Origin of the sequence: Aliiglaciecola sp. NS0011-25 (assembly GCF_040370605.1) — a bacterium.
Lineage (GTDB): Bacteria > Pseudomonadota > Gammaproteobacteria > Enterobacterales > Alteromonadaceae > Aliiglaciecola > Aliiglaciecola lipolytica_A.
The window spans coordinates 139,924-164,289 of the sequence record NZ_BAABWR010000010.1; the positions used below are offsets into that span (position 1 = coordinate 139,924).

The 24,366-nt window shown below is 41.1% G+C and carries 28 protein-coding genes and 1 pseudogene; 10 read left to right on the forward strand and 19 right to left on the reverse strand.

Annotation, left to right across the window (positions count from 1 at the left end; translation table 11 throughout):
- Positions 1–134: 134 nt before the first annotated feature.
- The 12 genes and pseudogenes from ABWV72_RS10650 to rpsJ form a co-directional block, all read right to left on the reverse strand.
- Entirely contained in the window at positions 135–902 is a 768-nt protein-coding gene (locus tag ABWV72_RS10650) for a substrate-binding periplasmic protein (RefSeq protein WP_353370454.1), read from the reverse strand.
- Between the two features lie 180 nt (positions 903–1,082).
- Positions 1,083–1,262: pseudogene (gene rpsQ / locus ABWV72_RS10655) on the reverse strand (30S ribosomal protein S17); the annotation flags it as partial.
- Positions 1,262–1,450: a 50S ribosomal protein L29 gene (rpmC, locus tag ABWV72_RS10660; RefSeq protein ID WP_216048882.1), complete on the reverse strand. Its 189-nt coding sequence runs from the start codon at positions 1,448–1,450 to the stop codon at positions 1,262–1,264. The pseudogene rpsQ and the gene rpmC, both read right to left, overlap by 1 nt.
- Positions 1,450–1,863, reverse strand: coding sequence for a 50S ribosomal protein L16 (gene rplP, locus ABWV72_RS10665; RefSeq protein WP_216048883.1), 414 nt, complete (start codon positions 1,861–1,863; stop codon positions 1,450–1,452). The genes rpmC and rplP overlap by 1 nt, the downstream gene beginning before the upstream one ends.
- Before the next feature lie 5 nt (positions 1,864–1,868).
- Positions 1,869–2,570: a 30S ribosomal protein S3 gene (gene rpsC / locus ABWV72_RS10670; RefSeq protein ID WP_216048884.1), complete on the reverse strand. Its 702-nt coding sequence runs from the start codon at positions 2,568–2,570 to the stop codon at positions 1,869–1,871.
- Between the two features lie 10 nt (positions 2,571–2,580).
- Positions 2,581–2,910: a 50S ribosomal protein L22 gene (rplV, locus tag ABWV72_RS10675; protein WP_008845781.1), complete on the reverse strand. Its 330-nt coding sequence runs from the start codon at positions 2,908–2,910 to the stop codon at positions 2,581–2,583.
- A gap of 11 nt (positions 2,911–2,921) precedes the next feature.
- Positions 2,922–3,197 carry a 30S ribosomal protein S19 gene (gene rpsS / locus ABWV72_RS10680; RefSeq protein ID WP_014107406.1) on the reverse strand — a complete coding sequence of 92 codons (276 nt, stop codon included), beginning with the start codon at positions 3,195–3,197 and terminating at the stop codon, positions 2,922–2,924.
- Positions 3,198–3,212: 15 nt separating this feature from the next.
- Positions 3,213–4,037: a 50S ribosomal protein L2 gene (gene rplB, locus ABWV72_RS10685; RefSeq protein WP_216048885.1), complete on the reverse strand. Its 825-nt coding sequence runs from the start codon at positions 4,035–4,037 to the stop codon at positions 3,213–3,215.
- Between the two features lie 14 nt (positions 4,038–4,051).
- Positions 4,052–4,354, reverse strand: coding sequence for a 50S ribosomal protein L23 (rplW, locus tag ABWV72_RS10690; protein WP_216048886.1), 303 nt, complete (start codon positions 4,352–4,354; stop codon positions 4,052–4,054).
- Positions 4,351–4,956, reverse strand: a complete 606-nt coding sequence (rplD, locus tag ABWV72_RS10695) for a 50S ribosomal protein L4 (RefSeq protein WP_216048887.1) — start codon at positions 4,954–4,956, stop codon at positions 4,351–4,353. The genes rplW and rplD overlap by 4 nt, the downstream gene beginning before the upstream one ends.
- Before the next feature lie 17 nt (positions 4,957–4,973).
- Complete coding sequence (gene rplC / locus ABWV72_RS10700; RefSeq protein WP_342805219.1) at positions 4,974–5,612, reverse strand: 50S ribosomal protein L3; 639 nt, start codon at positions 5,610–5,612, stop codon at positions 4,974–4,976.
- Positions 5,613–5,630: 18 nt separating this feature from the next.
- Positions 5,631–5,942: a 30S ribosomal protein S10 gene (rpsJ, locus tag ABWV72_RS10705; protein WP_006002183.1), complete on the reverse strand. Its 312-nt coding sequence runs from the start codon at positions 5,940–5,942 to the stop codon at positions 5,631–5,633.
- Positions 5,943–6,404: 462 nt separating this feature from the next.
- Here rpsJ and ABWV72_RS10710 point away from each other — a divergent pair, with 462 nt between their 5' ends.
- The 5 genes from ABWV72_RS10710 (at position 6,405) to ABWV72_RS10730 (ending at position 9,508) form a co-directional block, all read left to right on the forward strand.
- The gene (locus ABWV72_RS10710) at positions 6,405–6,569 is read left to right on the forward strand and encodes a class IIb bacteriocin, lactobin A/cerein 7B family (protein WP_353370461.1); all 165 of its coding nucleotides are present in this window, start codon (positions 6,405–6,407) and stop codon (positions 6,567–6,569) included.
- 16 nt (positions 6,570–6,585) lie between these two features.
- On the forward strand, positions 6,586–6,738 hold the full coding sequence (locus ABWV72_RS10715; RefSeq protein ID WP_353370463.1) for a hypothetical protein: 153 nt from the start codon (positions 6,586–6,588) through the stop codon (positions 6,736–6,738).
- A gap of 57 nt (positions 6,739–6,795) precedes the next feature.
- Positions 6,796–7,011, forward strand: coding sequence for a hypothetical protein (locus ABWV72_RS10720; protein ID WP_353370465.1), 216 nt, complete (start codon positions 6,796–6,798; stop codon positions 7,009–7,011).
- Positions 7,011–7,223, forward strand: coding sequence for a hypothetical protein (locus ABWV72_RS10725; protein ID WP_353370467.1), 213 nt, complete (start codon positions 7,011–7,013; stop codon positions 7,221–7,223). The genes ABWV72_RS10720 and ABWV72_RS10725 overlap by 1 nt, the downstream gene beginning before the upstream one ends.
- A gap of 134 nt (positions 7,224–7,357) precedes the next feature.
- On the forward strand, positions 7,358–9,508 hold the full coding sequence (locus ABWV72_RS10730; protein WP_502902139.1) for an ATPase, T2SS/T4P/T4SS family: 2,151 nt from the start codon (positions 7,358–7,360) through the stop codon (positions 9,506–9,508).
- A 68-nt stretch (positions 9,509–9,576) separates the two neighbouring features.
- Here the strand turns inward: ABWV72_RS10730 and ABWV72_RS10735 are convergent, their stop codons facing one another.
- Positions 9,577–10,986, reverse strand: a complete 1,410-nt coding sequence (locus ABWV72_RS10735; protein WP_353370469.1) for a DUF5610 domain-containing protein — start codon at positions 10,984–10,986, stop codon at positions 9,577–9,579.
- Between the two features lie 216 nt (positions 10,987–11,202).
- Here ABWV72_RS10735 and trmA point away from each other — a divergent pair, with 216 nt between their 5' ends.
- Complete coding sequence (gene trmA, locus ABWV72_RS10740) at positions 11,203–12,303, forward strand: tRNA (uridine(54)-C5)-methyltransferase TrmA (protein ID WP_353370471.1); 1,101 nt, start codon at positions 11,203–11,205, stop codon at positions 12,301–12,303.
- A 6-nt stretch (positions 12,304–12,309) separates the two neighbouring features.
- Here trmA and fabR read toward each other — a convergent pair whose 3' ends face one another.
- Complete coding sequence (gene fabR, locus ABWV72_RS10745; protein ID WP_216048896.1) at positions 12,310–12,927, reverse strand: HTH-type transcriptional repressor FabR; 618 nt, start codon at positions 12,925–12,927, stop codon at positions 12,310–12,312.
- Positions 12,928–13,073: 146 nt separating this feature from the next.
- Between fabR and ABWV72_RS10750 the strand changes: the two genes are divergently transcribed.
- The gene (locus ABWV72_RS10750) at positions 13,074–14,189 is read left to right on the forward strand and encodes an acyl-CoA desaturase (RefSeq protein ID WP_216048897.1); all 1,116 of its coding nucleotides are present in this window, start codon (positions 13,074–13,076) and stop codon (positions 14,187–14,189) included.
- Between the two features lie 378 nt (positions 14,190–14,567).
- On the opposite strand, the gene ABWV72_RS10755 is transcribed toward ABWV72_RS10750, so the two are convergent.
- The gene (locus tag ABWV72_RS10755) at positions 14,568–14,879 is read right to left on the reverse strand and encodes a pyridine nucleotide transhydrogenase (protein WP_216048898.1); all 312 of its coding nucleotides are present in this window, start codon (positions 14,877–14,879) and stop codon (positions 14,568–14,570) included.
- Positions 14,880–14,979: 100 nt separating this feature from the next.
- On the opposite strand from ABWV72_RS10755, the gene ABWV72_RS10760 reads away from it, so the two are divergent.
- Complete coding sequence (locus ABWV72_RS10760) at positions 14,980–15,561, forward strand: uracil-DNA glycosylase family protein (RefSeq protein WP_353370474.1); 582 nt, start codon at positions 14,980–14,982, stop codon at positions 15,559–15,561.
- Between the two features lie 51 nt (positions 15,562–15,612).
- Here ABWV72_RS10760 and ABWV72_RS10765 read toward each other — a convergent pair whose 3' ends face one another.
- Complete coding sequence (locus ABWV72_RS10765) at positions 15,613–17,838, reverse strand: bifunctional diguanylate cyclase/phosphodiesterase (protein WP_353370476.1); 2,226 nt, start codon at positions 17,836–17,838, stop codon at positions 15,613–15,615.
- Between the two features lie 213 nt (positions 17,839–18,051).
- Here ABWV72_RS10765 and ABWV72_RS10770 point away from each other — a divergent pair, with 213 nt between their 5' ends.
- Entirely contained in the window at positions 18,052–18,951 is a 900-nt protein-coding gene (locus ABWV72_RS10770) for a TIGR03899 family protein (protein WP_342805229.1), read from the forward strand.
- Positions 18,952–19,038: 87 nt separating this feature from the next.
- Positions 19,039–19,899, forward strand: coding sequence for a glutathione-dependent disulfide-bond oxidoreductase (yghU, locus tag ABWV72_RS10775; protein ID WP_353370478.1), 861 nt, complete (start codon positions 19,039–19,041; stop codon positions 19,897–19,899).
- A 71-nt stretch (positions 19,900–19,970) separates the two neighbouring features.
- On the opposite strand, the gene ABWV72_RS10780 is transcribed toward yghU, so the two are convergent.
- The 3 genes from ABWV72_RS10780 to ABWV72_RS10790 are packed head-to-tail and all read right to left on the reverse strand — an operon-like array spanning position 19,971 to position 24,260.
- Entirely contained in the window at positions 19,971–20,735 is a 765-nt protein-coding gene (locus tag ABWV72_RS10780) for a phosphoadenylyl-sulfate reductase (RefSeq protein ID WP_353370480.1), read from the reverse strand.
- The gene (cysI, locus tag ABWV72_RS10785) at positions 20,728–22,437 is read right to left on the reverse strand and encodes an assimilatory sulfite reductase (NADPH) hemoprotein subunit (protein WP_353370482.1); all 1,710 of its coding nucleotides are present in this window, start codon (positions 22,435–22,437) and stop codon (positions 20,728–20,730) included. Before cysI ends, ABWV72_RS10780 begins: the two co-directional genes overlap by 8 nt.
- Positions 22,437–24,260, reverse strand: coding sequence for an assimilatory sulfite reductase (NADPH) flavoprotein subunit (locus ABWV72_RS10790; RefSeq protein ID WP_216048905.1), 1,824 nt, complete (start codon positions 24,258–24,260; stop codon positions 22,437–22,439). The genes cysI and ABWV72_RS10790 overlap by 1 nt, the downstream gene beginning before the upstream one ends.
- Positions 24,261–24,366: the final 106 nt, after the last annotated feature.

Below are 24,366 nucleotides of genomic sequence, written 5' to 3' on the forward strand. Positions count from 1 at the left end.
CGTGTTTCGATTTTATCCCTTACACAATCTACAGCAAAACCAAGATTAAATATTTGTTGCGAGCAGACAACTCCTGAAGATAGTAATAATAGTGTACGAACATTGTAAAACTATGCGATGTTCAGAATGAAATTTTAGTATGGTTTATCCTCTTTTTCAGAAAAAATTTGTTCGGGTACAGATACCCCATATTTCTGAAAATACCGATTAACTTGACCTGTCTTTCGGTACTTAAGCATAACTCGGGCGATATCATCATAAAAGCGGATTGCTTTAGAATTTCTAGGAATACTAATGTAATAATAATTTAAAAAAGCATCTTCAAAGGACACCTTTTCAAAACGGCCTTCAAATAAATCGATATTGTGTGACGGTGAGGTTACTACAACATCAATTCTTGCCATCTCTAACATGCCGATTAGTTGCTCAGTCCTGCCGACCAATATCAGCTTATCTTGGTTAAGTTTAGAAAATTCGGCTGAGTAAAAAACACCACGAATCGCGCCCAATTTGACGTGTTGTAAATCTTCGTAGGAGGTTATGTCACCTTTAAATTCATTGGATTTAAAAAAAGACAGAGTTCTTTTTCTAATCCCGTAATTAATCGGCTTTAAAACAGCCAGACGCTGCTCGGTCATAGAATGTCGAACTAACAAATCAACATTACCGCGTTTGGCCTCTTTCATTGATCGTATCCACGGTGCATAAATCCAATCTATATCGTGACCTAACTCGTTGAGAACGTCTTCAACTAGCTCAGGAATAACACCTATACACTTTTTACCATCAAAATATAATTCCGGCGGAAAATCCCGGCAGTGGGATACAAAGGTGTCTGCCATGACGCGCAAAGGCGATGTGGCGACAATAAGCATCACAATTATTCGAACAGCTTTAATCATATAATTATTTTAAATTTAAGACCTCCACAGTATAGCCATAGTCTTGTCCAAGTTTACACTTATTTTAATGATAGGCAGTTTGATGATCATTTTTTAATATAAGCCGAAAACAAAAAAGCCGCTCAATGAGCGGCTTTCTAATTTTACGTAAAGCTCTACTTAAATAGCAGTAGCTTTAGTCACTACGTCACCTTCGTTACATTGGTTAGTTTCGTCATGGGCGTGAAGTTTAGTAGAACGCTTTTGGAACTTCCCATAAATAGGGTGTTTTACGAAACGTTCAACAACAACAGTAATGGTTTTATCCATCTTGTTGCTTACCACACGACCGCGAACTGTACGAATTTGTTGTTCAGTCATTAGCTATCAGCCTTTTCAGTCAGAATGGTTTTAACACGCGCAATGTTACGACGCACTTTACGTAGCTGGTCAGTCTTTTCCAACTGTCCAGTGCTGTGCTGCATACGTAGGTTAAACTGTTCGCGAAGAAGGTTTAACAACTCTGCGTTCAATTCTTCTACGTTTTTGGCTTTCAGTTCAGCTTTCATTACATCACCGTCCGAGTTACAAAGGTTGTTTTAAATGGCAATTTAGCCGCTGCCAATTCAAACGCTTCGCGAGCCAATGATTCTGGAACACCTTCCATCTCATATAACACACGGCCCGGTTGAATTTGGCATACCCAGTACTCAACGTTACCTTTACCTTTACCTTGACGCACTTCTAGAGGCTTCTCAGTAATTGGCTTGTCAGGGAAAACTCGTATCCAAATTTTACCTTGACGTTTAACGTGACGAGTCATAGCACGACGGGCTGCTTCAATTTGACGAGCAGTCATACGACCACGGCCAATTGATTTCAATCCGTAAGTACCAAAGCTAACTTTGCCGCCCGCAACTGCCATGCCGCGGTTGCGACCTTTATGCATTTTGCGGAATTTCATACGTTTAGGTTGTAACATAATTATTAGCCCTCACGCTTAGCAGAACGGCCTTTCTTCTTAGGTGCTTGAGCAGGTTGCTCTTGCGTAAGAGGCAATCCGCCTAGTACTTCACCTTTGAAGATCCAAACTTTTACGCCAATGATGCCGTAAGTAGTCAAAGCTTCTGAAGTTGCATAGTCGATATCAGCACGGAAAGTGTGTAGTGGTACACGACCTTCACGATACCATTCTGAACGTGCAATTTCTGCTCCGCCCAAACGACCGCTTACTTCAACCTTGATACCTTTAGCGCCAAGACGCATTGCATTCTGTACAGCACGCTTCATAGCACGACGGAACATTACGCGACGTTCTAATTGGCTAGAAATACTGTCAGCAACAAGCTGGCCATCTAGTTCAGGTTTACGCACTTCAGCAATATTGATCTGAGCTGGCACACCGGCTAGCTTAGATACAAATTTGCGAAGCTTCTCTACATCTTCGCCTTTCTTACCGATTACAACACCAGGGCGAGCTGTGTGAATAGTCACACGTATGCTTTTTGCTGGGCGCTCGATAACGATTTTTGAAAGAGACGCGTTTTTCAATTCTTTAGTCAGGTATTTACGTACCTGGTGATCATTAAACAGGTTGTCTGCATATTCCGCTGTGTTAGCGTACCAAGTAGACGTCCATGGTTTGCTGATACCCAGGCGTATACCTGTAGGATGTACCTTCTGTCCCATTTCTAATCTCCTAGTCCGCTACTACAACAGTGATATGACTGCTGCGTTTAAAGATACGATCAGCTCGGCCTTTGGCTCTTGGCTTGATACGCTTCATAGTTGGGCCTTCATCAACGAAGATTTTTGCGACAGTCAACTCATCGATGTCTGCGCCTTCATTGTGTTCAGCGTTCGCAATCGCAGACTCTAGTACTTTTTTGACTAGAGCAGCACTTTTCTTCGGACTATAAGTCAGAACTTCAAGCGCCTTTTCAACGTGTAAACCGCGAATTTGATCTGCAACCAAGCGTGCTTTTTGAGCCGAAGAACGGGCAAAACGATGTTTAGCTAAAGCTTCCATAATTTTTCCTCTTATCTCTTCGCTTTCTTATCCGCGACATGGCCGCGGTAAGTACGCGTTGGAGCAAATTCGCCCAACTTATGGCCAACCATTTCGTCAGAGACGAAAACAGGTACGTGCTGGCGACCGTTATGGACCGCAATGGTCAACCCAATCATATCTGGGATGATCATGGAGCGACGAGACCAAGTCTTAATTGGTTTCTTTTCGCCCTTTTCCACTGCAGCCTCTACCTTCTTCAGCAAGTGCAGGTCAATAAATGGACCTTTCTTGAGAGAACGTGGCATGGTGAATCCTCGCTGTTACTTGTTACGACGACGTACGATAAGTTTATCGGTACGCTTGTTACTACGGGTTTTCTTACCCTTAGTTGGTACACCCCAAGGTGAAACTGGATGACGGCCACCAGAGGTACGACCTTCACCACCACCATGTGGGTGATCTACTGGGTTCATGGCTACACCACGAACTGTTGGACGCACACCGCGCCAACGTGTTGCACCAGCTTTACCCAGTGAACGTAGCATGTGTTCAGCGTTACCAACTTCACCAATAGTGGCGCGGCAATCGGCTAGAACTCTGCGTACTTCACCAGAACGTAGACGAAGTGTTACATAACCTTCGGCACGCGCTAATATTTGTGCATATTGTCCTGCAGAACGAGCAATTTGAGCACCTTTACCAGGCTTCATCTCAATAGCGTGTACAGTTGTACCTACTGGGATGTTACGCATTGGCATGGCGTTACCCGCTTTGATCGGAGCATCAGCGCCAGACTGTATAGGTTGTCCAGCTTGAGCACCTTTCGGAGCAAGAATATAACGACGCTCACCATCAGCATAAAGCACAAGTGCAATATTAGCTGAACGGTTAGGATCGTATTCCAAACGTTCAATTTTGGCTGGAATGCCATCTTTGTTACGTTTGAAGTCAATTAAACGATAATGCTGTTTGTGACCACCACCAATGTGACGCACAGTAATGCGACCATTGTTGTTACGACCACCAGACTTGCTGTTTTTCTCAAGCAATGGTGCGTAAGGTGCGCCTTTATGTAGATCAGGATTTGTAACCTGAACTACGTGACGACGACCAGCAGAAGTCGGCTTAGCTTTTAATAATGGCATATCAAATCCCCTTCTTAAGCTTCGCCACCGACGAAGTCGATGTCTTGACCTTCTTTAAGCACAACGTATGCTTTTTTCCAGTCGTTACGCTTACCAAAAGACTGACCGTGACGCTTGGTTTTACCCTTCACGTTTAAGGTACGAACGCTGCTAACTTCAACTTCAAACAGTTTTTCAACTGCCGCTTTGATTTCAGCTTTGTTTGCGTCTTTTACGACTTTGAAAACAACAGCGTTGTTGCCTTCAGCAGCCATGGTTGATTTTTCAGAAACATGCGGTGCTAAAAGCACCTTAAGTAAACGCTCTTCAGAGATCATGCTAACGACTCCTCTAGCTGTTTAACTGCATCGGCAGTGATTAACACTTTTTCGAATGCAATTAAGCTTACTGGGTCAATGCCTTGAACATCACGAACGTCAACTTTATACAAGTTACGAGCAGCCAAGAACAAGTTCTCTTCTACTTCTGACGTTACGATTAACACGTCGTTAAGCTCAAGTTCGTCAAGCTTAGCAATCAATGCTTTTGTTTTAGGTGCATCAACACCAAATTTTTCTACCACAATCAAGCGATCTTGACGTACCAATTCAGAAAGGATGCTACGAATAGCTCCACGGTACATCTTTTTATTTACTTTTTGACTGTGATCTTGAGGTTTGGCTGCAAACGCACGGCCACCACCAACCCAAATTGGGCTGCGGATTGTACCAGCACGGGCACGACCTGTACCTTTTTGACGCCAAGGCTTCTTGCCACCGCCTCTAACTTCAGAGCGTGTTTTTTGTGCTTTAGAACCCTGACGGGCACCTGCACCGTAAGCCACTACTACTTGGTGTACTAGCGCTTCGTTAAAATCACGTCCAAAGGTTGCTTCGGAGACTTCAAGAGCGCTATTCGCGTCTTTCAATACTAATTCCATCACTTAACTCCCAGACGTTACGCTTTAACTGCAGGCTTGACGATAACGTCACTGCCTGGAGCACCAGGTACTGCACCTTTGATTAGAAGAAGGTTGTTCTCTGCGTCAACACGTACTAATTCCAAAGATTGAGTAGTCACAGCTTTATTGCCTAATTGGCCAGCCATTTTCTTCCCTTTGAAAACTTTACCTGGAGATTGGTTTTGGCCAATCGAACCAGGAGCACGGTGAGACAAAGAGTTACCATGTGTCATACGTTGGTGACTAAAGTTCCAACGTTTGATAGCACCGGCAAAACCTTTACCTTTAGAAGTTCCTGCAACATCAACTTTTGTAGCTTCAGTAAAGATTTCAACAGTAATTTCACTGCCTACTTCAATACCTTCGCCTTCGTTGCTGTCTAAACGAAACTCCCATAAACCACGGCCCGCTTCCACGCCAGCTTTAGCAAAATGACCTGCTGAAGCTTTATTAACGCGGTTTGCTTTTTTATCACCAGCGGTTACTTGTAGCGCGCGATACCCATCTGTTTCTTCAGTACGTAACTGAGTCACACGGTTTGGGGTCGCTTCTATAACAGTCACAGGAATTGAAACACCATCTTCAGTGAAGATACGCGTCATTCCTACTTTACGACCGATAAGACCAATCGCCATTGTTAAAACCCTCTCTTGTTAGCCCAGGCTGATTTGAACATCAACACCGGCAGCCAAGTCCAATCTCATCAATGCATCAACTGTTTTATCAGTTGGTTCAATGATATCTACCAAACGCTTATGTGTACGGATTTCATACTGATCACGTGCGTCTTTATTCACGTGAGGTGAAACCAATATTGTATAGCGTTCCTTGCGAGTAGGTAGTGGAATAGGACCGCTAACCTGAGCACCTGTACGTTTCGCAGTTTCAACGATTTCAGCCGTAGACTGATCGATCAACTTGTGATCAAACGCTTTCAAACGAATACGAATTCTTTGATTTGGCATCGATTAAGCTCCAATCGAAAGAACAAAAAAAACCATCCACACCAACCTTTCATTAGGTGGGAGGATGCATGTAAACCGATGACCCACAATTGGGGTCTTGTTCATAATATTCCAGCTTTTTCTCAAACTCCCCACTTACATGGTTAATTATTGATAGGGCTGAAATCACTACCCATCAGGGCGAGTGGGCGCGAATTATACATGTATGAAGATTTATTGCAACGCCTATTACTAATAAAAGTCGAGTTTAGAAGGTTTTTTTATAAGTACAACAATTAAGAGAAATAATAGCGATAAAAAACTGTACCAAGGGACAGGTGTATTTTAGTTACCATTTCACTAACCTTTTGATGTTGCGATTGAGATTCAGAATACGATGTTCTAGCAATCGAAATGCAATTTTAAATCGCTTGGTGATTAATACCAAGCGGTAATTTTTAATTAATCAAAAGGAATTCGCAAATGCGAGAATTGAATGAAATGCAATTAGAAGATGTAAATGGTGGAATAGCTCCGATTGTGATTTTAAAAGGGATGGTTACGTTAGGTGGTTATATGGGTTTAACCGCCACTTTTAGTAACTTCGGCACAGGTTTCGGCTACGGCATTTATGACGCAACTCATTAACTTAGAGGCTAAGACTATGTTAGAGATTAAGGAACATGATATATCTAAAGTATCAGGTGGCTTTGAAGTTCAAGATATAGGCTACTCAATTGGCTACGGCATCGGATATGTTTTTGGTGGTAAGGCTGGTTATAAATTGGGTACCACTTTATACGACCTATTTCACTAATTAGTACACGTCAAGGGGACTAGTCCCCTTTTATACTCTTAATCAATAGGAAATAAAATGGATCGTAAATTTATCATGTTCGCCAATGCAATATTGTTTTTTATGATAGTAACCAACCTTTGGAATGCTGCCTCTGGTTGGTTGTTTGATGATATTGACATGTCTAGTAACCCACATTTACAAACAGCATTGTTATACGTTATCTGTGGTTTCCTTTTCAACCAACACTTTTCAACAAAAACTTTTCATAAAAACACGATGGAGATTAAATAATGAACCCCAAAATAATCACTTTTGTTAACTGGATTCTATATATTTTAATTGCACTCTCTTTCATTCAAGTTGCAGGAAGCTGGTTTGAAGATGGTAAAGATTTATTTGGAAATCCAGTAGTACACTCTAGCATGTTGCTCATCATTATCGGTTTTTTATTCAATCAAAATGTGAAACCAAGCGAGTCCGATGAGAAGCAATCTAAATCTTAGGTTTTGTTAATGATTACACTCAGTTATAGTTAGGGAATAAGTAATGACACTGACCGTAGTAGATGGCAACAGAACTTGTTATTGAAGAGACTCTTCAAAAAATAGACAGATTGTTAGAAGCACATCCTTCATTGATGGATGCTTATCAGCAATTGGAACCGATTATTCTGAATTTGTTTGAAGCTCAGCGTATGAGTATTTTTCAACGCAGGCGTCAACATCAAGACTTGGTTGCCCGTTTTAAAACGGGTAAAGAGACACTTCAAATTAAAGTTCCTATCAGTCCCCAGTCCATAGCTGGGTATGTTGCACTGAGTCAAAAACCATTATTGATTAGTGATCCTTATAATGCGCAAGAGCTCGCGGAAATACATCCTCGCCTAAAGTTTGCCGACAAATTTGATAAAAACAGTTCCTTTAAAACTGAAAATATCATTTGTGTGCCGATTTTGAACGCCGGCGTGTTGATGGGCGTAATGCAGATTATTAATAAAAAAGTAGGTTCCTTTGGTGATGCCGACCTGCGCTTAGCGAATTCGTTGTCAGAAATATTAGGCAATAAATTTCGTTATGAGTTAGGTGGCACCAGTAATCCGTTTGATTATCTTGTTCATCGCAAATTGATGTCTGAAAAAGATCTCAAACAATTTACTGAATCCAGTAAAGATATCCGCCAGTTAATCCAACGCATGGTATCAGAAGCCCGTATCCCTGAAGATGAATTGGGTAATGCATTATCAGTTCACTATCAAGTTCCTTATATTAGTTATCTTCCTGAGAAATATCACGTATTACAAAGTGGCAATAAATTAAACCTGTCTTATTTAAAACGAAACTACGTTGTGGTGTTAGCAGACGCCTCTGAAAACCCGATAGTTTTAATGGCAGAACCTAACAATGCTGCACTTTTGATGGAAATTGAAAGCGCATTAGGGATAGACAGTTATGAAATCTCCGTAGGCTTGCCCAATCAAGTTTTACAATATTTAGGGGCAGGCGGTGGTGGTGGTACGCCAGGCGAGATGGATGAAATACTGGACGAAATTGGTACCAGTAGTGAAGAATTAGATGATACCAGTGAGGAGATGTCGGATGATGCTCCTGCAGTGGTACGTTTGGTTAGTCGTGTTCTGCACGACGCAAAACGACTAAATGCGTCAGATATTCATGTGGATCCAGAAAAGAACGGTCCAACTCGGGTACGAATGCGTATCGACGGTGTTTGTCGAGATATTACACAAGTTCCAGCGTCCCACCATAGTGCGGTCATTGCCCGTATAAAAATCATGTCAAACTTGAACATCGCAGAAAAGCGTGTCCCTCAAGATGGCAAGTTGGCATTTAAAATGTCTGGCCAATTGGTTGAAGTTCGGGTCGCGACAATACCCACAGTAGCCGGCGAAGGCGTGGTCATGAGGATATTGGCCTCGGGTGGCGCCTTGCCCATTGAAAAAATGAACATCTCACCAAAAAATATGAGCATGTTGCGGGTAATGATCAAAAAGCCCCATGGAATATTGCTAGTTGTAGGTCCAACTGGTTCAGGTAAAACTACCACTTTGCATGCAATATTGGGATATTTAAACACACCAGATAAGAAAATTTGGACTGCCGAAGATCCGGTGGAAATAACCCAACCTGGTTTACAACAAGTTCAGGTCAGTCCCAAAATAGGTTTTACCTTTGCTAATGCATTGCGGGCTTTCTTGCGGGCCGATCCGGATATCATCCTGATTGGTGAAATGCGGGATAAAGAAACCGCTCATGCCGGTATTGAAGCATCCTTAACCGGTCACTTGGTGCTTTCGACTCTGCACACAAATTCAGCGCCAGAAACAATAACCCGATTATTAGATTTAGGATTAGATCCGGTTAACTTTTCTGATGCCTGTGTTGGTATTATGGCGCAACGTTTGATTCGTACATTATGCTCTAACTGCAAAGAAGAATATGAAGCTTCCGAAACAGACATGGCATTTATCCGCCGTCAATACGGTGAAGAATATCTTCAAGAACTGGATCTTCAAGAGCCATTGAGGTTGCACCGAGGAAAAGGTTGTGATGATTGCGGTGACACTGGTTATAAAGGAAGAACCGGTGTACATGAACTTCTCACCATGACTCCAGATCTTCGCTCGCTTGTCTACAAAGAAGCATCGGTAACAGAAATGAAAGCCCAGGCAATGCGAGACGGTATGCGTACTCTTACCCAAGACGGTATTTTGAAAGTCTTAAAGGGTGACACTGATATCGCGCAAATTCAGATCATCAGTGGGGCTGATTAATCCAAAGGCACTTCAGTTTATGCACTAGTGCCACAGCCTGTTAATAAACTGTGGCACTAGTCTCTAAACTATTGTTCAGATTCAGATGATTGATTTGCAGTGGGCAAATTATTCAATAACTGTTTATTGAATGCATGAAAATCATTGATTGCCGACACCAAATCATTTGTACCCAAATCCTGCACTTCATTAATAATGCTATTAATCAAAGTTTCGTACTGATCACCATCGGCTAACTTTTGCTGTGATTGCTCAAACACATTCAACATTTTTTGTAAGTAATCACTTACTCTCTCCACCGGCTTTGATGACTGTTCTTGACTACCTTGCTCATCGCTGTAGTGTGAGACTGACTCGTAAGTTTTAACTACTTCCACTTGCTCTTGTCGAGTTAACTGCAAAGCGAAGCCGGTTAGCTCCTGTTCATCAAAACCAATTTCTAAGGCCTGTTCGAAGGCCCGTTCGATATCACCATCAAAAAACGTCGTAGCCAAATCATTAGCATCAGAAACTAACTGGCCAATGGACTGCAACTCACTTTCGTCTAACTCTCCAGATACAGAAAAGCTGTAATTATTCTGTGCAATAAACACCGACTGCTGCACTTCTGTTTGTTTAGTGGCGGCTTGAGACGTTTCAGATTGAGTATTAGATTGAGCTGATACTTCTTCAGCTTCGTTGTTGGCAGTTTCTACTGTTTCATTTCCAGCACTGTCAATACCAGCCCGTGGCAATACATCATTGTGCTCAATGTTTGGTTCTTGCTTAATCTGTTTTTCTTGTTGCAATAAAACCTGTCGATTTAATTCGAATTGTTTTAAATCTTCGAAACGAATAACCACTTCATCACCGTCTCGAGTGCGGATCTGTAATTCGCCATTTTGTTGGCTGGAGGCAGAAAGACTCTCTGTTATTAACGAAGTATCTGATTGCAATTCCCTATCTTCTGGATCACTCTGACTACCGAAGAGTTTATCTTGTAAACGCTGAATTCCCTGTTCAATCAAATCGGCACTTCGGCCTATTCCGTCGGAAATTTCTTCGTTCATAAAACCAGATAAATCTTTTTCAGCCAGCTTAATACCTTTAGAAACACCGGAACGTGCTTGTTCGAATAAACTAACTAATGTTTCTTCATCTGCCCCATTACGAGCAGCGCCAGATATCACTCCACCAACAAATTGGAGCACATTCTTGGCCACTTCCTCGAAGTCAAACAGACTCTTGTTAGTTTCTTCTGGGTTTTTAAGATTGGCCCGCGTCTCATCAATTTGTAATGTTTGATTGAGCGAGTTATTGTAAATTCTTAACCCGACTGTGGTTTGCGAGCTGAGTTTGCTAACCGTAGATTCTGCAGGCGCACTTATACCCGCTTCGGCTTGTCTTAAACCCGCTTCGCGCAATTGATTTTTCACAGCGTCATTGGGATTAACCTGAGTTTTATCTCCCATAAACGCTTTAATTTCACCGAAATTCATGTGCAATACCTCACTATCCTCATGTAATAGTATCGGCTATAAATTCACTTTATTGAGAAATTAAATTAAATAACTCCGCTAATATGGGAAATAATCAGTCAAATTAGTGCTTTACCCTATGTACGATAAAACAAAAACCAAATTGCATTTGCAAGCGCGCAGGAAATCTTTAAAATTCGCGAATCTTCTTTCAATGCCAACCTAATCGAGTTTTTGATGCGTCCAACAGAAATAGATCCCCAATTTTACCAAGCTCAACTCGATGAAAAAGTGACAGCTTTAAGCGCTCAGTTTAGCCAATTTAAAATGCCCAAATTAGAAGTGTTCGCTTCGCAAACTCTGAATTACCGAATGCGTGCGGAGTTTCGTGTTTGGCATGAAGGTGATGAGCTGTTTCACATCATGTTCGACCAACAAAGCAAAGAGAAATACCGCGTCGATCAATTTCCTCCCGCGAGTAAACTGATCAATCAAGTAATGGCCGATTTGGTGGTGCTATTAAAAGACAATGAAATAGCGCGACGCAAACTATTTCAAATCGACTATTTAAGTACTTTAAGTGGTGAAATTGTCGTTTCCCTGCTTTACCACAAGCCATTAGATGAAAGCTGGCAAGCACAGATAAGTAAAATTTTAAAACAGCTAAGACAGCACTATCCAATAGATATAGTGGGTCGAGCCCGTAAACAAAAAGTCATAGTGGATAAAGATTTTGTCATCGAGCGTTTACCTATAGGACAAAGAACCTATGAATTTAAGCAGGTTGAAAATAGCTTTACTCAACCAAATGCGTTGGTTAATCAAAAAATGCTTGAATGGGCACTTGATGTTACCGCAAATAGCGAAGGTGATTTACTCGAATTATACTGCGGCTTAGGCAACTTTAGCATTCCCTTGGCGCAAAACTTCAAACGGGTTTTAGCCACCGAAATTTCAAAAACCTCAGTTGCTGCAGCACAATATAATATCAGCGCCAATCAGGCTGACAATGTGACAATTCTTCGTATGTCTAGCGAAGAGTTTGTACAAGCCCAAGCGGGGATAAGAAAATTCAATCGACTAGAAGGGGTGGATTTAGCCCAATACGATTGCCGCACAGTGTTAGTCGATCCGCCAAGAGCAGGTTTAGATGATGAAACAGTTTCAATGATCAGTAAATATAACAATATCGTGTATATTTCTTGTAACCCAGAAACCTTGCAAAATAATTTGGACCTATTAAGCAAAACTCATGAAGTCCATCGTTTTGCTCTATTTGACCAGTTCCCCTATACCCACCACGTTGAAGCCGGTGTATATTTAGTGCGAAAAAACTAACAAGATTTAAATAGGTTCATTGCTTTTAGCGAACTCTAACGAGCCATTTGTAATGAACCTTAACTGAATTTTTAATCGAATCGCCAATTGTTCTCTTTGAATAGGATCTAAATCCAGCGCCTCAGCACCAGTGCTAAACACCAGTTTAACCATTGCTTCAGCTTGTAAATTCGCGAGTTTTCTATTTAAACCAGTTGTTGCCACAGTATAGTCGGTCAGTTCTTCGGTAAAGTGCTGAATCTCTCTGAACACAGCAGCTCTGAAGGCGTTTGAGGTCCCAGTGTGTTCTCTTAATAACAATCTAAAAATATTGCTGTTAGCCGAGATAAATTCCATAAACGTATCAATGGAAGTACTAATAACTCCGCCTCCTGACGCTATTCTTACTCTAGCTTGACGCATTAATTGACGCAAAGTTAACCCAGCTTCATCCACTAGCGTTAACCCTAACTCATCGATATCTTTGAAGTGACGATAAAAGGACGTAGGCGCGATACCAGCGGCTCTTGCCACTTCCCTGAGACTCATACTTGAAAAACTATGTTGTTCATCTAACAGACCAAAAGCTGCATCTATGATTGCACGACGGGTTTTTAACTTTTGTTGCTGTCGAGTTTGAATCACTTACTACCCTCAGATGTTTTACACTAATAATAAAGTTATCAGCTTGAATTACACCTCAGGTTAACAGTCTTTTCAATTTATTTACTTGATAAAATACCTAGCTCAGGATAAATTAGCGTACAGTTGTAAGCTCAAAAGTATATTAAATGAATAAACCTCCTCTGCTACTGACCAACATATTGGTCTTTCTTATTACCGGTGTAATCGCTGTTATTGGCGTACCATTAGAAGCCTATTTCAATGGTTTCGACATGTTTGAAGTGATTACATGTGTATTCTTGATCTACTTTTCAGGCATGTCAATAACGGCCGGCTACCATAGATTATGGTCCCATAAAGCTTATGAAACCAATTCTGTTGTTCGATTCATATTAGCGGTTGGCGGTGCTATGGCACTGCAAAATAGTATTTTACACTGGAGTTCGGATCATAGAGTTCACCACAAATTTGTGGACCAAAATGGCAAAGACCCCTATTCCGCTAAACGTGGATTTCTATTTTCTCACATAGGCTGGATGCTCAGAGATTATGAGTCACACCGCTTTGATGATTATAAAAACTGTAGAGATTTGCAAAAAGACGCTATTGTCATGTGGCAACATAAATACTATTTACCCATAGTGTTAGCGACCAACTTTGGAATTCCAATCGCATTAGGATTTTTAAATGGCGACGTATTAGGCATGCTGCTGCTAGCTGGCGTTTTTAGATTAGTTGTTGTTCACCACGTGACTTTCTTTATCAACTCCCTTGCGCACATTTGGGGTAAACAGCCTTACACAGATAAAAACACTGCTCGAGACAATGGTATCTTAGCCTTTTTCACCTTTGGTGAGGGCTATCACAATTATCATCATATTTTTGAGTACGATTACCGAAACGGCATCCATTGGTGGCAATTTGATCCAACTAAGTGGTTGATTCGTGGACTTTGTGCGCTAAAACTGGCGAAAAACCTTCGTCGTTGCCCTGAAGAAAGAATTGAAAAAGCCCGTTTTGAAATGATGATGAAACGTACGCAGAAGAAAATCTCTAATCTACCAGACGCTGAAGAAATTATGGTTAAACTACAACACGAGTACGATGTGCTAGTTGCCAAAATGAGTGATTATTATGCGACTAAGAAAAAGTTGTTGGAATTTAATCAAGCGCGGATCAAAAAAAGTTACGACAATTTTGAATTGGCAAACAAATACAAAGAACTAAAATTAAGTATGTTGCAGCAGAAGCAAAAGTTCTACGAACTTTATCAAATGGCTTAGCGTTGGCTTTAATAAACCCTAAACTGAACAAAGTTTTTTGCTAGTGATGTTTATGGCACGACCTGCGGTTTAGGTAGATTTCATGGGCTAATGCCCTTGCTACATTTAAATTTGATGTTGTTCTCGGCTCCATGGGCTAATGCCCTTGCTACATTTAAATTTGATGTTGTTCTCGGCTCCATGGGCTAAAGCCCATGCTACAATTAGACTTGATGTTGGGTTTGATTCTATGGGCTAAAGCCCATGCTACAATTTAAATTTGATGTTGGGTTTGATTGCTATATGTAGGCGGGTGCTTTAGCCCCGCGAATGTCGAAAGCTAAAATACGAAACAAAAAAAACCTGACGATTGTCAGGTTTTTTTAAAAGCTTAATAACTTAGCGTTGCACTGCTGCTGTTAGCGATTGGTCCGCTAACGCATCTCGGTGAGCGACAACTTCGATTAACGCGTCTTTTGGATAATATTTTATAGTGGCCATAATTGCATCACTTTGAATATTTGCTTTTTCAGCAATGTCCATTTGCACGTTTCGATAAGTCATATTTTGGCTAATCTTATTTGCCATGCATTGACTATTCACTTCAAACGATTGCTTGTCTACACAATCAAAGGTTTTTAACTGATCGGCTTGAGCATGCGCAACCGTTCCTAAAGATAAGACGGCAAGAAGAGAAAATAATTTACGCATTGTGTTACTCCTATTAATTCATCGGTTCTCCGATGAAAAGAATATAACACAGACTATGTGTGGTACCAACAAATTCGGACCATAGTTTTATGACAGTATTATGACAGAGTGTAATTTATTGAAAAAAAATGACTTTGATTTAGCAAGAAACTGCCGAGAATGTGTGAATATTCTGCCGTTGCAACCTAACCCAATCATTCAAGGAAGTGCGAATAGCCAAATTTGTATAATTGGTCAAGCACCTGGTCTCGCCGCCCATAATTCTAGCTTAGCATGGAACGATGCTTCTGGAGATAGATTAAGGACATGGTTAGGTATGAATAAAGCAACTTTCTACGACGAAAATATCGTCGCTATTTTACCCATGGGGTTTTGTTATCCTGGAAAGTCATCTTCTGGAGATCTTCCCCCTATAAAGAAGTGTGCAGAGATTTGGCATCAAAGATTGCTATCTTCATTTACACCCAAAATAACCCTTTTGATTGGTCAATATGCACAAAATTACTACTTAAACGACAAGTTAGGTGTCACTAACAGAGTCAGGAACTGGCAAGACTATTTGCCAGAATACATAGTGTTACCCCACCCTTCACCACGGAATAATATTTGGTTAAAAAAGAACACTTGGTTTGAAGAATCTGTTTTACCTGAAGTTAAAACAATCATTCAGGATAATACCTAGAGCGAATGAGCAATTTCCTTTTGGATAACTGAGCAAAAAGAGTTTGATATATTATTGATAGCTATCTAAAAATTTGACAAGTTCATCAAATGCCATCGGCTTTGCATATAAATAACCTTGCGCTTCATCACAGCCTAACTTCAACATATAGCTAGCTTGCTCTCGTTTTTCTACACCTTCAGCAATTGTCTGTAAACCAAGACGATTACCCAAAGTTACAATAGTTTCGGCAATGAATGCAGATTTATTGGGCTTTATCTCGTTAATAAATGACCTGTCTACCTTCAAGCGATCTAATGGCAGTTGCTGCAAGTAACTCATTGATGAAAATCCAGTACCAAAATCATCAATGGCGATTTTCACTCCAAACTCTTTAAGTTCCTTGAGTGACTCTACAACAATTTGCGGTTCGTCCATCACAACACTTTCAGTAATTTCCAATTCCAATTGCGCCGGCACTATTGAATTGTCGTTTACTGACGTTTTAACCGTTTGAATGAAGTCTGGGTCTCTGAATTGCGGCATGGAAATGTTCACAGCCATGCGCAAATCGGTGTAACCTTTGTTTATAAGCTCTTTGAGATGACAGCATGACTCCTCTAAAACCCAAGCACCAATTTCAATAATCAGACCCGAATACTCTGCCAACGGAACAAATACCGCAGGGGAAATAAAGCCCTCATTTTCAGTTGGCCAGCGCAACAACGCTTCCATACCAACAACACGTTCAGTGACTAAATCTACTTGCGGTTGATACCAAACTTCTAACTTGCGTGCAGAAAAATCAGTTCGTAGTTGGCGAATCAAACCTAATCGCCAAGTCGTCTTTTCTTCCATTTCCGGTTCGTAATAACCAAAATTGGTGTTGAGATCTTTTTTCGCTCGATTTAGGGCAATATTGGTTTGTTTTAATAAATTAATACCAGAGCATTCATCATCTACTAACTTACAAAAGCCCATGGTTATATTAATAGGTAAGGTGTGATCTCCAGCCTTGAACGGGAACGCAAACAAAGCGTTAACTCGTTCAGGATTCACCACTTCTTCAGAACCAATCAAACCAAAAACATCAGCACCGATACGGCCCATTCTGACATTTGCCCCTAAACTGTCCTGAACTCGCTTAGATACAGCTTTTAGCAGGTTATTCCCTGCATCTTGTCCTAATCCATCATTTACATCGGAAAAATGCTTAATATCAAGCAACGCGACTACGTTGTAACCGGTACTTGTCATTACTGCAGTTTCATCAAGCATATTAATGAATTCATTACGATTGGGCAGTTTGGTCAACCAGTCTTTAAATGCTGCTGTGCGCAATTGGTGGAACAGATTTACATTTTCATAGCCGATGGAAATACTGTGTAAAAACACCTCTAGCAGTTTTCGGTCTAGTGAATTGATCTGCTTTTTTGCATTGAGAAAAACCGCAGCATCGTAACCGGAACTGTTTAAATACAAGACAGAGTAATTGTCTTCATATAAGTGTTGTTTTTTGCTTAAACAGCGACTTACTGAATCAACGATTTTTTTATCGTGCAGGTTTTCCAAACTTTCATTGATGTACTTGGCAAATTCTCCAGCGGCCCCTAACACATACACGCTGTTATCTTCTTTATCTAAAATAGCACCAGCCCGCGCGCAGACAACACCGCCAGCATCTAGACCAATTAATGAGCTAATTTGGGTTACTATGCCTTCGCAGTACCCCTTCACTGAGTGCTCTTCTAATAGGTTAGCTGAGGAGTGAATAATTTTTTCCAAGCCTTGGCGACTTTGATTTATGGTGAGTATTTGCTGATACGAACGAAGAGAGGCGATTATTGTAGTAACCAGTTTACTGCGAGTAAGTTCGGTTTTTGTTTTGTAATCATTAATATCGTATTCTTTAATGACACTTTCTTCTGGTGCATAACCAGGCTGACCTGTTCGCAGGATTATTCTGGGTTCCATTAATTTAAGTTCTTCGCGCATTTTGCGCGCGACCACTAACCCAGCATCATCGGTTTCCATTACGACATCGAGAAGAATAATGGCTAGTTTACTGCCTAACTTTTCAATGATAGTGAGTGCTTGCTCTCCTGAGTAAGCATGATGAAAATGTAGCTTTTTGTCATTGAGCTGTAAATCAGACAAAGCTAATCTGGTTACTGAATGAATTTCTTCGTCATCGTCAACTACTAACACATTCCAGCGACCGAAATTAGTCTCTTGTTCCTGTGATTCGTCTTCTTCCAAGAAAATCAATTCATCATTTTCATAATCCGTTGGAGACATTCATCCTTCCACTATACGAACACCATAATTGGTGAATACTATTGTTTACAGCTTAAACATATCTCAATATGCAGCAAAGAGGAATAATAATTGTAGCAAAATTCAGCAAAACCGCTTGTTTTTGTCACAATTTCATAATGTCAGTCGAATTCGTCAATTGTTGTGGATTTCGGGTATAATCATTCTCCTATTATCTAGGTCAATTTCACTTATATGAAAATAGATTCCAATATCCCACCTCCCAACCTCTTACAAGGGAAAGATTCCGTTGCCAAAAGCACTGCGCAAGGACAGGTGTCATCGACACAAAAAGCCAGCACCGAGCACGCTAAACAGGTAAAAACCAAAATGCTGCAATGGTTTAGTAGGGCGGGCATTGCAATAGGGCAAAAGAGCGCTATTGAACAAGACCTGCATAAAAAGGTGAGTCGCCATCAGTTTGTAAAAGCACAACGAAAATTAAAAAATTTAGAACGTATACTTACTTTAGCGACAGATTTCAGCCAAGAGCAAGCAGTTCAAGATGAACTGGATCCCGATTGGTTCTTCAGTTTTAGCGAAATGGCAGAAAATATCAATTCACCAGCAATGCAAGAATTATGGGCTAAAATTTTCACAGTAGAGATAAGCGTTCCCGGCTCTTTTTCACTTAAAACCTTACATACTTTAAAAAACTTAACCCATAGAGATGCCAAAATCCTCAAGTTAGCGGTAGGAATGGCAAGTAGACGAAAAGGTGAACACGGTTTAAAAATCATCTACGGTTATCATCGAAAACCTAATATTTTGTCAGTGTTTAGACTGATTAAAAACGAACAAATAAATTTAGCCGCATATGGTTTAGCCTACCCTGACCTATTATCGTTAATGGATCTAGGGTTAATTTATAATAGTGAGATAGAGACTAGTGAGCTTGAAATACAGAGTAGATTTCAATATCGCTGTGCCGGCGAAAGCTTTCATTTAGCCCCGAAAAAAAGAGGCTTAAGCCTACAATATTATAAATTTACCTCAATTGGCTCTGAACTAGCGCGCTTGATAAATAGCACTGCCAATAAACACTATATTGATGACCTGTTAGTATTACTTTCAGGTGAGTTTGAATTAAATTGAAGTTCATTACTTTAAGTTTTTCAATTGACCCCAATCTAAATATTCTATGCGATCCTATACGCTTATCTAATTTTATCAGGAGCTAAAATGAGTGACTCTTATACCCCACCTAAAATATGGACTTGGAATAAAGAAAGCGGTGGGAAATTTGCAAATATTAACAGGCCAATATCCGGTGCAACTCACGACAAAGAGTTAGCAGTGGGCAAACATCCCTTGCAACTTTATTCTTTAGCGACACCAAACGGCGTTAAAGTGACTGTATTGCTAGAAGAACTGTTAGAAAAAGGGCACAAAGGAGCGGAATACGACGCATTTTTGGTCGATATTTTAGAAGGAGATCAATTTAGCAGTGGTTTTGTGGCCGCTAATCCAAACTCTAAAATTCCAGCCCTTGTTGATCACAGCACATCACCACCTACTCGCGTGTTTGAATCAGGTTCAATACTGTTGTATTTGGCTGAAAAGTTTAACGAATTCATACCTCAAGACCCCACTCAACGCACAGAATGTCTATCATGGTTATTCTGGCAAATGGCTAGTGCGCCTTTGTTAGGCGGCGGTTTTGGTCATTTTTACGCGTATGCACCTGAAAAACTTGAATACCCTATAGATCGCTACACCATGGAAATAAAACGTCAACTTGATGTGCTCGACAAGCTACTGGCTGACAACGAGTACATGTGTGGTGATGAATATACGATTGCGGATATTGCAACTTGGCCTTGGTATGGCGCTTTAGTCAAAGGGTTAGCTTACGATGCAGCTGAATTTATTGAAGCCCATACATACAAAAATGTTATCCGCTGGGCAGATCAGATTACTGAGCGTCCAGCAGTACAGCGTGGTCGCATGGTAAATAAAACTTGGGGAGAACCAGAATCACAGTTACATGAGCGTCATGATGCCAGTGATTTTGAAACAAAAACTCAGGACAAAATTGGATAAAGTTCCGGCTGTTTCTTAAATTAATCATGGGCTAAAGCCCATGCTACATTGTAGGCGGGGATTTATCCCCGCTAAATGCCGTCACCAAACTCATGCAACCCGCATTCGCGCTTCAATCCAAAGAAACGCGTATCTTGCTCACTCATACCAGCTTCCAAAGCTTTCGAAGTATGCCAGTCACCAATAGACACAAAACCTTTCTCCCAAAGTGGATGGTAAGGCAGATCATGTGCTTTTAAGTACTGATGCAGTGCTTTGTTTGACTGATCAATAATTGGATAAACTTTGGTTTGTCCGTTTAATCTTTGCAGCACATTTAAGTTTTCACGAGAGTCTGACTGAGAACGTCTTAAACCAGCAAACCAAGTTCCAACCTTCAGCTCTTTCAAAGCCTGCTGCATAGGTAGAACCTTGTTCATCTTGTTGTATTTCTCAATACCTTCGATACCTTGTTCCCATAATAACCCGTGACGAGCTTCTTGCCATGCAGCGGACTCTGGAGCCCGATACACTTTCAAGTTAAGCTTTAATCGCTCCGTTAACTCATCAATGAATTTGTAGGTTTCAGGAAAAAGATAACCGGTATCAGTTAAGACAACAGGAATATCGGCATATTCTTGAGATAATAAATGTAACATCACCGCTGATTGAGCACCAAAACTAGACGAAACGATGTGCTCACCTGGCAGATGCTTGAGCGCCCAAACCACCCGTTGTTGAGGTGTTTGTTTTTCAAGATCTGCATTAAGCTCAGCGAATTGCTCAGTGTTCAGACTGTTAATCCAATCTGCTGCATGAGCATTTTCGGCTGAATTTTGGAATACTGCGTTAGGCATAAAAATCCTTGGCTGAATTAACAACCGGAGCGATGACTTTAGCGCGAATCAAAAAGTCACCAAAACCTTCGTCTTGGTTACCTTCTTTAGCCCAACGACCTATAAGTTCGTCGAGGTGAGCTAAAATCTCTTGCTCGCTAATATTTTCTTTGTACATTTTGGGGATACGCGTACCCTGACGATCGCCACCGAGGTGGAAATTGTATTTACCAGGGCCTTTTCCAACCAAACCAACTTCTGCAAGCATGGCTCGACCACATCCATTAGGACAACCAGTGACACGGAATATTATGCTGCGGTCAGCGACATTATGTTTAGCCAGCAAACCTTCGATATCCGTTACCGCATCAGGTAAATAGCGTTCAGCTTCCGCCATTGCCAAAGGACAAGTAGGCAATGAAACACAAGCCATGGAATCTAATCGTTGATTACTCACGTCATCTGAAATCAAGCCATGGGTTCTGGCTAAAGATTCAATTACCTGTTTTTGCTCAGCAGGCACGCCAGCAATAACCAGATTTTGATTCGCGGTTAAACGAAAATCACCAGTGTGAATTTTAGCAATTTCAGCACAGCCTGTTTTTAAGGTTTTCCCTGGGTAATCTAGAATACGGCCGTTTTCAATGAAAACGGTTAAATGGTATTTGCCATCAACGCCTTCAACCCAACCGAAACGATCTCCACGAGAAGTAAACTCATACGGACGGCTTTGCGCAAACTCAATGCCCGCTCTAGCTTCAACTTCAGCTTTAAAGTTCTCAACCCCAACACGTTCAAGAGTGTATTTGGTTTTCGCGTTTTTACGGTTAACACGATTCCCCCAGTCCCGCTGAGTACCAACAACAGCAGCTGCGACATCCAAGGTTTTATCCAATGGGATATAACCGAAGTCATCAGCCTTACGAGGATAAGTAGAGTGATCACCATGGGTCATGGCTAAGCCGCCGCCCACTAATACGTTAAAACCAACTAGTTTGCCGTTTTCAGCAATGGCCACAAAGTTAAGGTCATTTGCATGCACGTCAATATCGTTATGCGGTGGAATAACCACTGTCGTTTTAAATTTACGCGGTAAATAGTTATTTCCTAGAATGGGTTCATTTTCAGTCGTTTCGACCTTTTCTCCATCCAACCAAATTTCAGCATAAGCGCGCGTTTTAGGCAGCAAATGTTCACTAATTTTCTTAGCCCATTCGTACGCCTCTTGATGTACTGCAGACTCCACTGGATTTGACGTGCACAGCACGTTCCGATTTACATCGCCAGCGGTGGCGATTGAATCAATCCCCACTTTATCAAGCATTTGGTGCATCATTTTAATGTGTGGTTTTAATACACCATGGAACTGAAACGTTTGACGAGTAGTTAAACGAATACTGCCGTAAAGGCTATGCTCTTCTGCAAACTTGTCGATTGCTAACCATTGTTTTGGAGAAATAATTCCTCCAGGTAAACGTGCGCGCAACATCACATTTTGTAATGGCTCTAGTTTTTGTTTCGCTCGTTCAGCACGAATATCACGGTCATCTTGCTGATACATACCGTGGAATCGAATTAACTGAAAATTGTCAGCGGTAAAGCCACCGGTCAAATCGTCTTTAAGGTCTTGGGCAATCGTCCCGCGCAAAAAGTTACTATCGCCTTTAATACGCTCGTTTTCTGCCAATTTACCTTCAACTATAAACTTTTTATCGGAAACCATTAGTACACATCCTTCTGATAACGCTTACTACGACGCATTTCGGTTAAATACGCCTCAGCATCTTCTTCACTTTTACCACCGTGTTCTTGAACAACAGTCAAAAGTGCATCATGAACATCTTTAGCCATGTGGGTCGCGTCACCACATACGTAAAAATGCGCGCCTTGCTCTAGCCAATCAAATAACTCAGCACCATTTTCTAAAATGCGGTGCTGTACATAAATCTTTTGCTCTTGGTCACGGGAGAATGCCAAACTTACTTTGTCTACCACGCCATCTTTAACAAAACGTTGCCATTCCGTTTGATATAGGAAGTCTTGAGTAAAACTTGGATTTCCAAAGAACAACCAGTTTTTACCTTCGGCATCATCTTCTGCACGCTGTTGCATGAAAGCTCTAAACGGAGCGATTCCTGTGCCTGGACCAACCATGATCACCGGTGTTTCTGGGTTTTGTGGTAAACGGAAGTTATTGTTATGTTCGACAAACACTTTGAGCTCTTGACCTTCTTCTAGGCGTTTCCCCAAGAAGTTGGAAGCTGAACCTTGGCGCACATTGCCATTGACGTCATATTCAACCATTGCAACAGTAAGGTGCACTTCATCATCTACTTCTGCTTGACTCGAAGCGATTGAATACAGTCTTGGGGTAATGGGCCTGAGTGCTCTAGCCAGCTGCTCAGCGCTAATTTTTGCTGGGAAATCAGTCACAATATCAACAATTTGCTTATCCGCTAAATACTCTCTTAGCTTCGCTTTATCATCGAATAATGCTTGTAATTTTTCATTCGGAGCAGACTCTAAATAGCTCTTCACAAATGTAGGATAACTCAAGGTTAACTCAAATTTTTCGATTAACGCCTGTTTAACGCTAAGAGTATCCTTGCCAACCACCACGGTTTCATTTTCATCAACAGCAACGAGCTTCAATAATTCGTCAACTAGCGCTTCGTCATTGGTAAACCAAATTCCTAATGCGTCACCTGGTTGATATTGAATACCTGATTCTTCAAGAGAAATTTCGATATGACGAATATCTTTAATTGAATCTCGCCCAGTGATTTTTTGACTTTCTAATAAAGTAGCCGTAAATGGATTTTTCTTAGAATATTCTGATTTGCTTGCCGTTCCAGAAGTACTAACTACAGCCCCAGCGACAGGTGCAACTTGCGCTTGACTAGCGGCAAATTCTTCTTTTAACTGAATGGCTATTTGATCAAAAAATGCGTTGGTTACAGTTTCGTAATCTACGTCACAATCGACTCTTGGAGTAATGCGTTTGGCGCCCAAGGCTTCAAGACGAGCGTCAAAGTCTTTTGCGGTCTGGCAGAAGAATTCATAACTGCTATCACCTAAGCCAACTACAGCAAAATTTAATTCTGGCAGTTTAGGTGCCTTTTTACTGCCAACAAACTCATGTAATTCAACTGCATCATCTGGCGCATCGCCCTCACCGTGAGTACTGACCACGATAAGTAGATGAGTTTCACTTTTCAACTGCTTAGCTTTGTAGTCAGCCATACTCAGTAAGTTGACTTTCAAACCAGCATGTTCTGCCTTTTCTTTATAGTCTTGGGCAACACCTTTGGCATTGCCAGTTTGTGATCCATAAAGAATTGTAAGTTGCTTTTCAACAACGGCACCAGTTGCAGCAGGCGCAACGACTTGTCCACCGGTTTGTTGATGTGCTAAACCCGCCAAATAGCCGCTCATCCAAGTAAGCTGGTCATTGTTTAGCGGCGCGATGGCGCTATTAATTTGTTGCCATTGTGATTCGTTAATAACAGCAGTTGGCACAAGTGCCTGATTGTTCTTTGAAGACATAAAAACGCTAACCTTTTAATTGATGCAAGCAGGTTAGCGTTTTTTATTATTAACAGGAAAGACCTAAATAGGATTTTTTATTACTTATTGGACTTAAAACCAAACT

Bases quoted from the DNA above. Each gene is read 5' to 3' on its own strand.
- rplB (WP_216048885.1), bottom strand. From the start codon at position 4,037: ATGCCATTATTAAAAGCTAAGCCGACTTCTGCTGGTCGTCGTCACGTA.
- rpsS (WP_014107406.1), bottom strand. From the start codon at position 3,197: ATGCCACGTTCTCTCAAGAAAGGTCCATTTATTGACCTGCACTTGCTG.
- rplD (WP_216048887.1), bottom strand. From the start codon at position 4,956: ATGGAATTAGTATTGAAAGACGCGAATAGCGCTCTTGAAGTCTCCGAA.
- ABWV72_RS10760 (WP_353370474.1), top strand. From the start codon at position 14,980: ATGACAGAGTGTAATTTATTGAAAAAAAATGACTTTGATTTAGCAAGA.
- ABWV72_RS10790 (WP_216048905.1), bottom strand. From the start codon at position 24,260: ATGTCTTCAAAGAACAATCAGGCACTTGTGCCAACTGCTGTTATTAAC.
- cysI (WP_353370482.1), bottom strand. From the start codon at position 22,437: ATGGTTTCCGATAAAAAGTTTATAGTTGAAGGTAAATTGGCAGAAAAC.
- rpmC (WP_216048882.1), bottom strand. From the start codon at position 1,450: ATGAAAGCTGAACTGAAAGCCAAAAACGTAGAAGAATTGAACGCAGAG.
- ABWV72_RS10715 (WP_353370463.1), top strand. From the start codon at position 6,586: ATGTTAGAGATTAAGGAACATGATATATCTAAAGTATCAGGTGGCTTT.
- ABWV72_RS10780 (WP_353370480.1), bottom strand. From the start codon at position 20,735: ATGCCTAACGCAGTATTCCAAAATTCAGCCGAAAATGCTCATGCAGCA.
- ABWV72_RS10730 (WP_502902139.1), top strand. From the start codon at position 7,358: ATGGATGCTTATCAGCAATTGGAACCGATTATTCTGAATTTGTTTGAA.
- rplC (WP_342805219.1), bottom strand. From the start codon at position 5,612: ATGGCGATTGGTCTTATCGGTCGTAAAGTAGGAATGACGCGTATCTTC.
- ABWV72_RS10650 (WP_353370454.1), bottom strand. From the start codon at position 902: ATGATTAAAGCTGTTCGAATAATTGTGATGCTTATTGTCGCCACATCG.
- ABWV72_RS10710 (WP_353370461.1), top strand. From the start codon at position 6,405: ATGCGAGAATTGAATGAAATGCAATTAGAAGATGTAAATGGTGGAATA.
- rplP (WP_216048883.1), bottom strand. From the start codon at position 1,863: ATGTTACAACCTAAACGTATGAAATTCCGCAAAATGCATAAAGGTCGC.
- ABWV72_RS10765 (WP_353370476.1), bottom strand. From the start codon at position 17,838: ATGTCTCCAACGGATTATGAAAATGATGAATTGATTTTCTTGGAAGAA.
- rpsC (WP_216048884.1), bottom strand. From the start codon at position 2,570: ATGGGACAGAAGGTACATCCTACAGGTATACGCCTGGGTATCAGCAAA.
- ABWV72_RS10720 (WP_353370465.1), top strand. From the start codon at position 6,796: ATGGATCGTAAATTTATCATGTTCGCCAATGCAATATTGTTTTTTATG.
- ABWV72_RS10735 (WP_353370469.1), bottom strand. From the start codon at position 10,986: ATGAATTTCGGTGAAATTAAAGCGTTTATGGGAGATAAAACTCAGGTT.
- ABWV72_RS10770 (WP_342805229.1), top strand. From the start codon at position 18,052: ATGAAAATAGATTCCAATATCCCACCTCCCAACCTCTTACAAGGGAAA.
- ABWV72_RS10750 (WP_216048897.1), top strand. From the start codon at position 13,074: ATGAATAAACCTCCTCTGCTACTGACCAACATATTGGTCTTTCTTATT.
- ABWV72_RS10755 (WP_216048898.1), bottom strand. From the start codon at position 14,879: ATGCGTAAATTATTTTCTCTTCTTGCCGTCTTATCTTTAGGAACGGTT.
- rplV (WP_008845781.1), bottom strand. From the start codon at position 2,910: ATGGAAGCTTTAGCTAAACATCGTTTTGCCCGTTCTTCGGCTCAAAAA.
- ABWV72_RS10725 (WP_353370467.1), top strand. From the start codon at position 7,011: ATGAACCCCAAAATAATCACTTTTGTTAACTGGATTCTATATATTTTA.
- rpsJ (WP_006002183.1), bottom strand. From the start codon at position 5,942: ATGCCAAATCAAAGAATTCGTATTCGTTTGAAAGCGTTTGATCACAAG.
- yghU (WP_353370478.1), top strand. From the start codon at position 19,039: ATGAGTGACTCTTATACCCCACCTAAAATATGGACTTGGAATAAAGAA.
- rplW (WP_216048886.1), bottom strand. From the start codon at position 4,354: ATGATCTCTGAAGAGCGTTTACTTAAGGTGCTTTTAGCACCGCATGTT.
- trmA (WP_353370471.1), top strand. From the start codon at position 11,203: ATGCGTCCAACAGAAATAGATCCCCAATTTTACCAAGCTCAACTCGAT.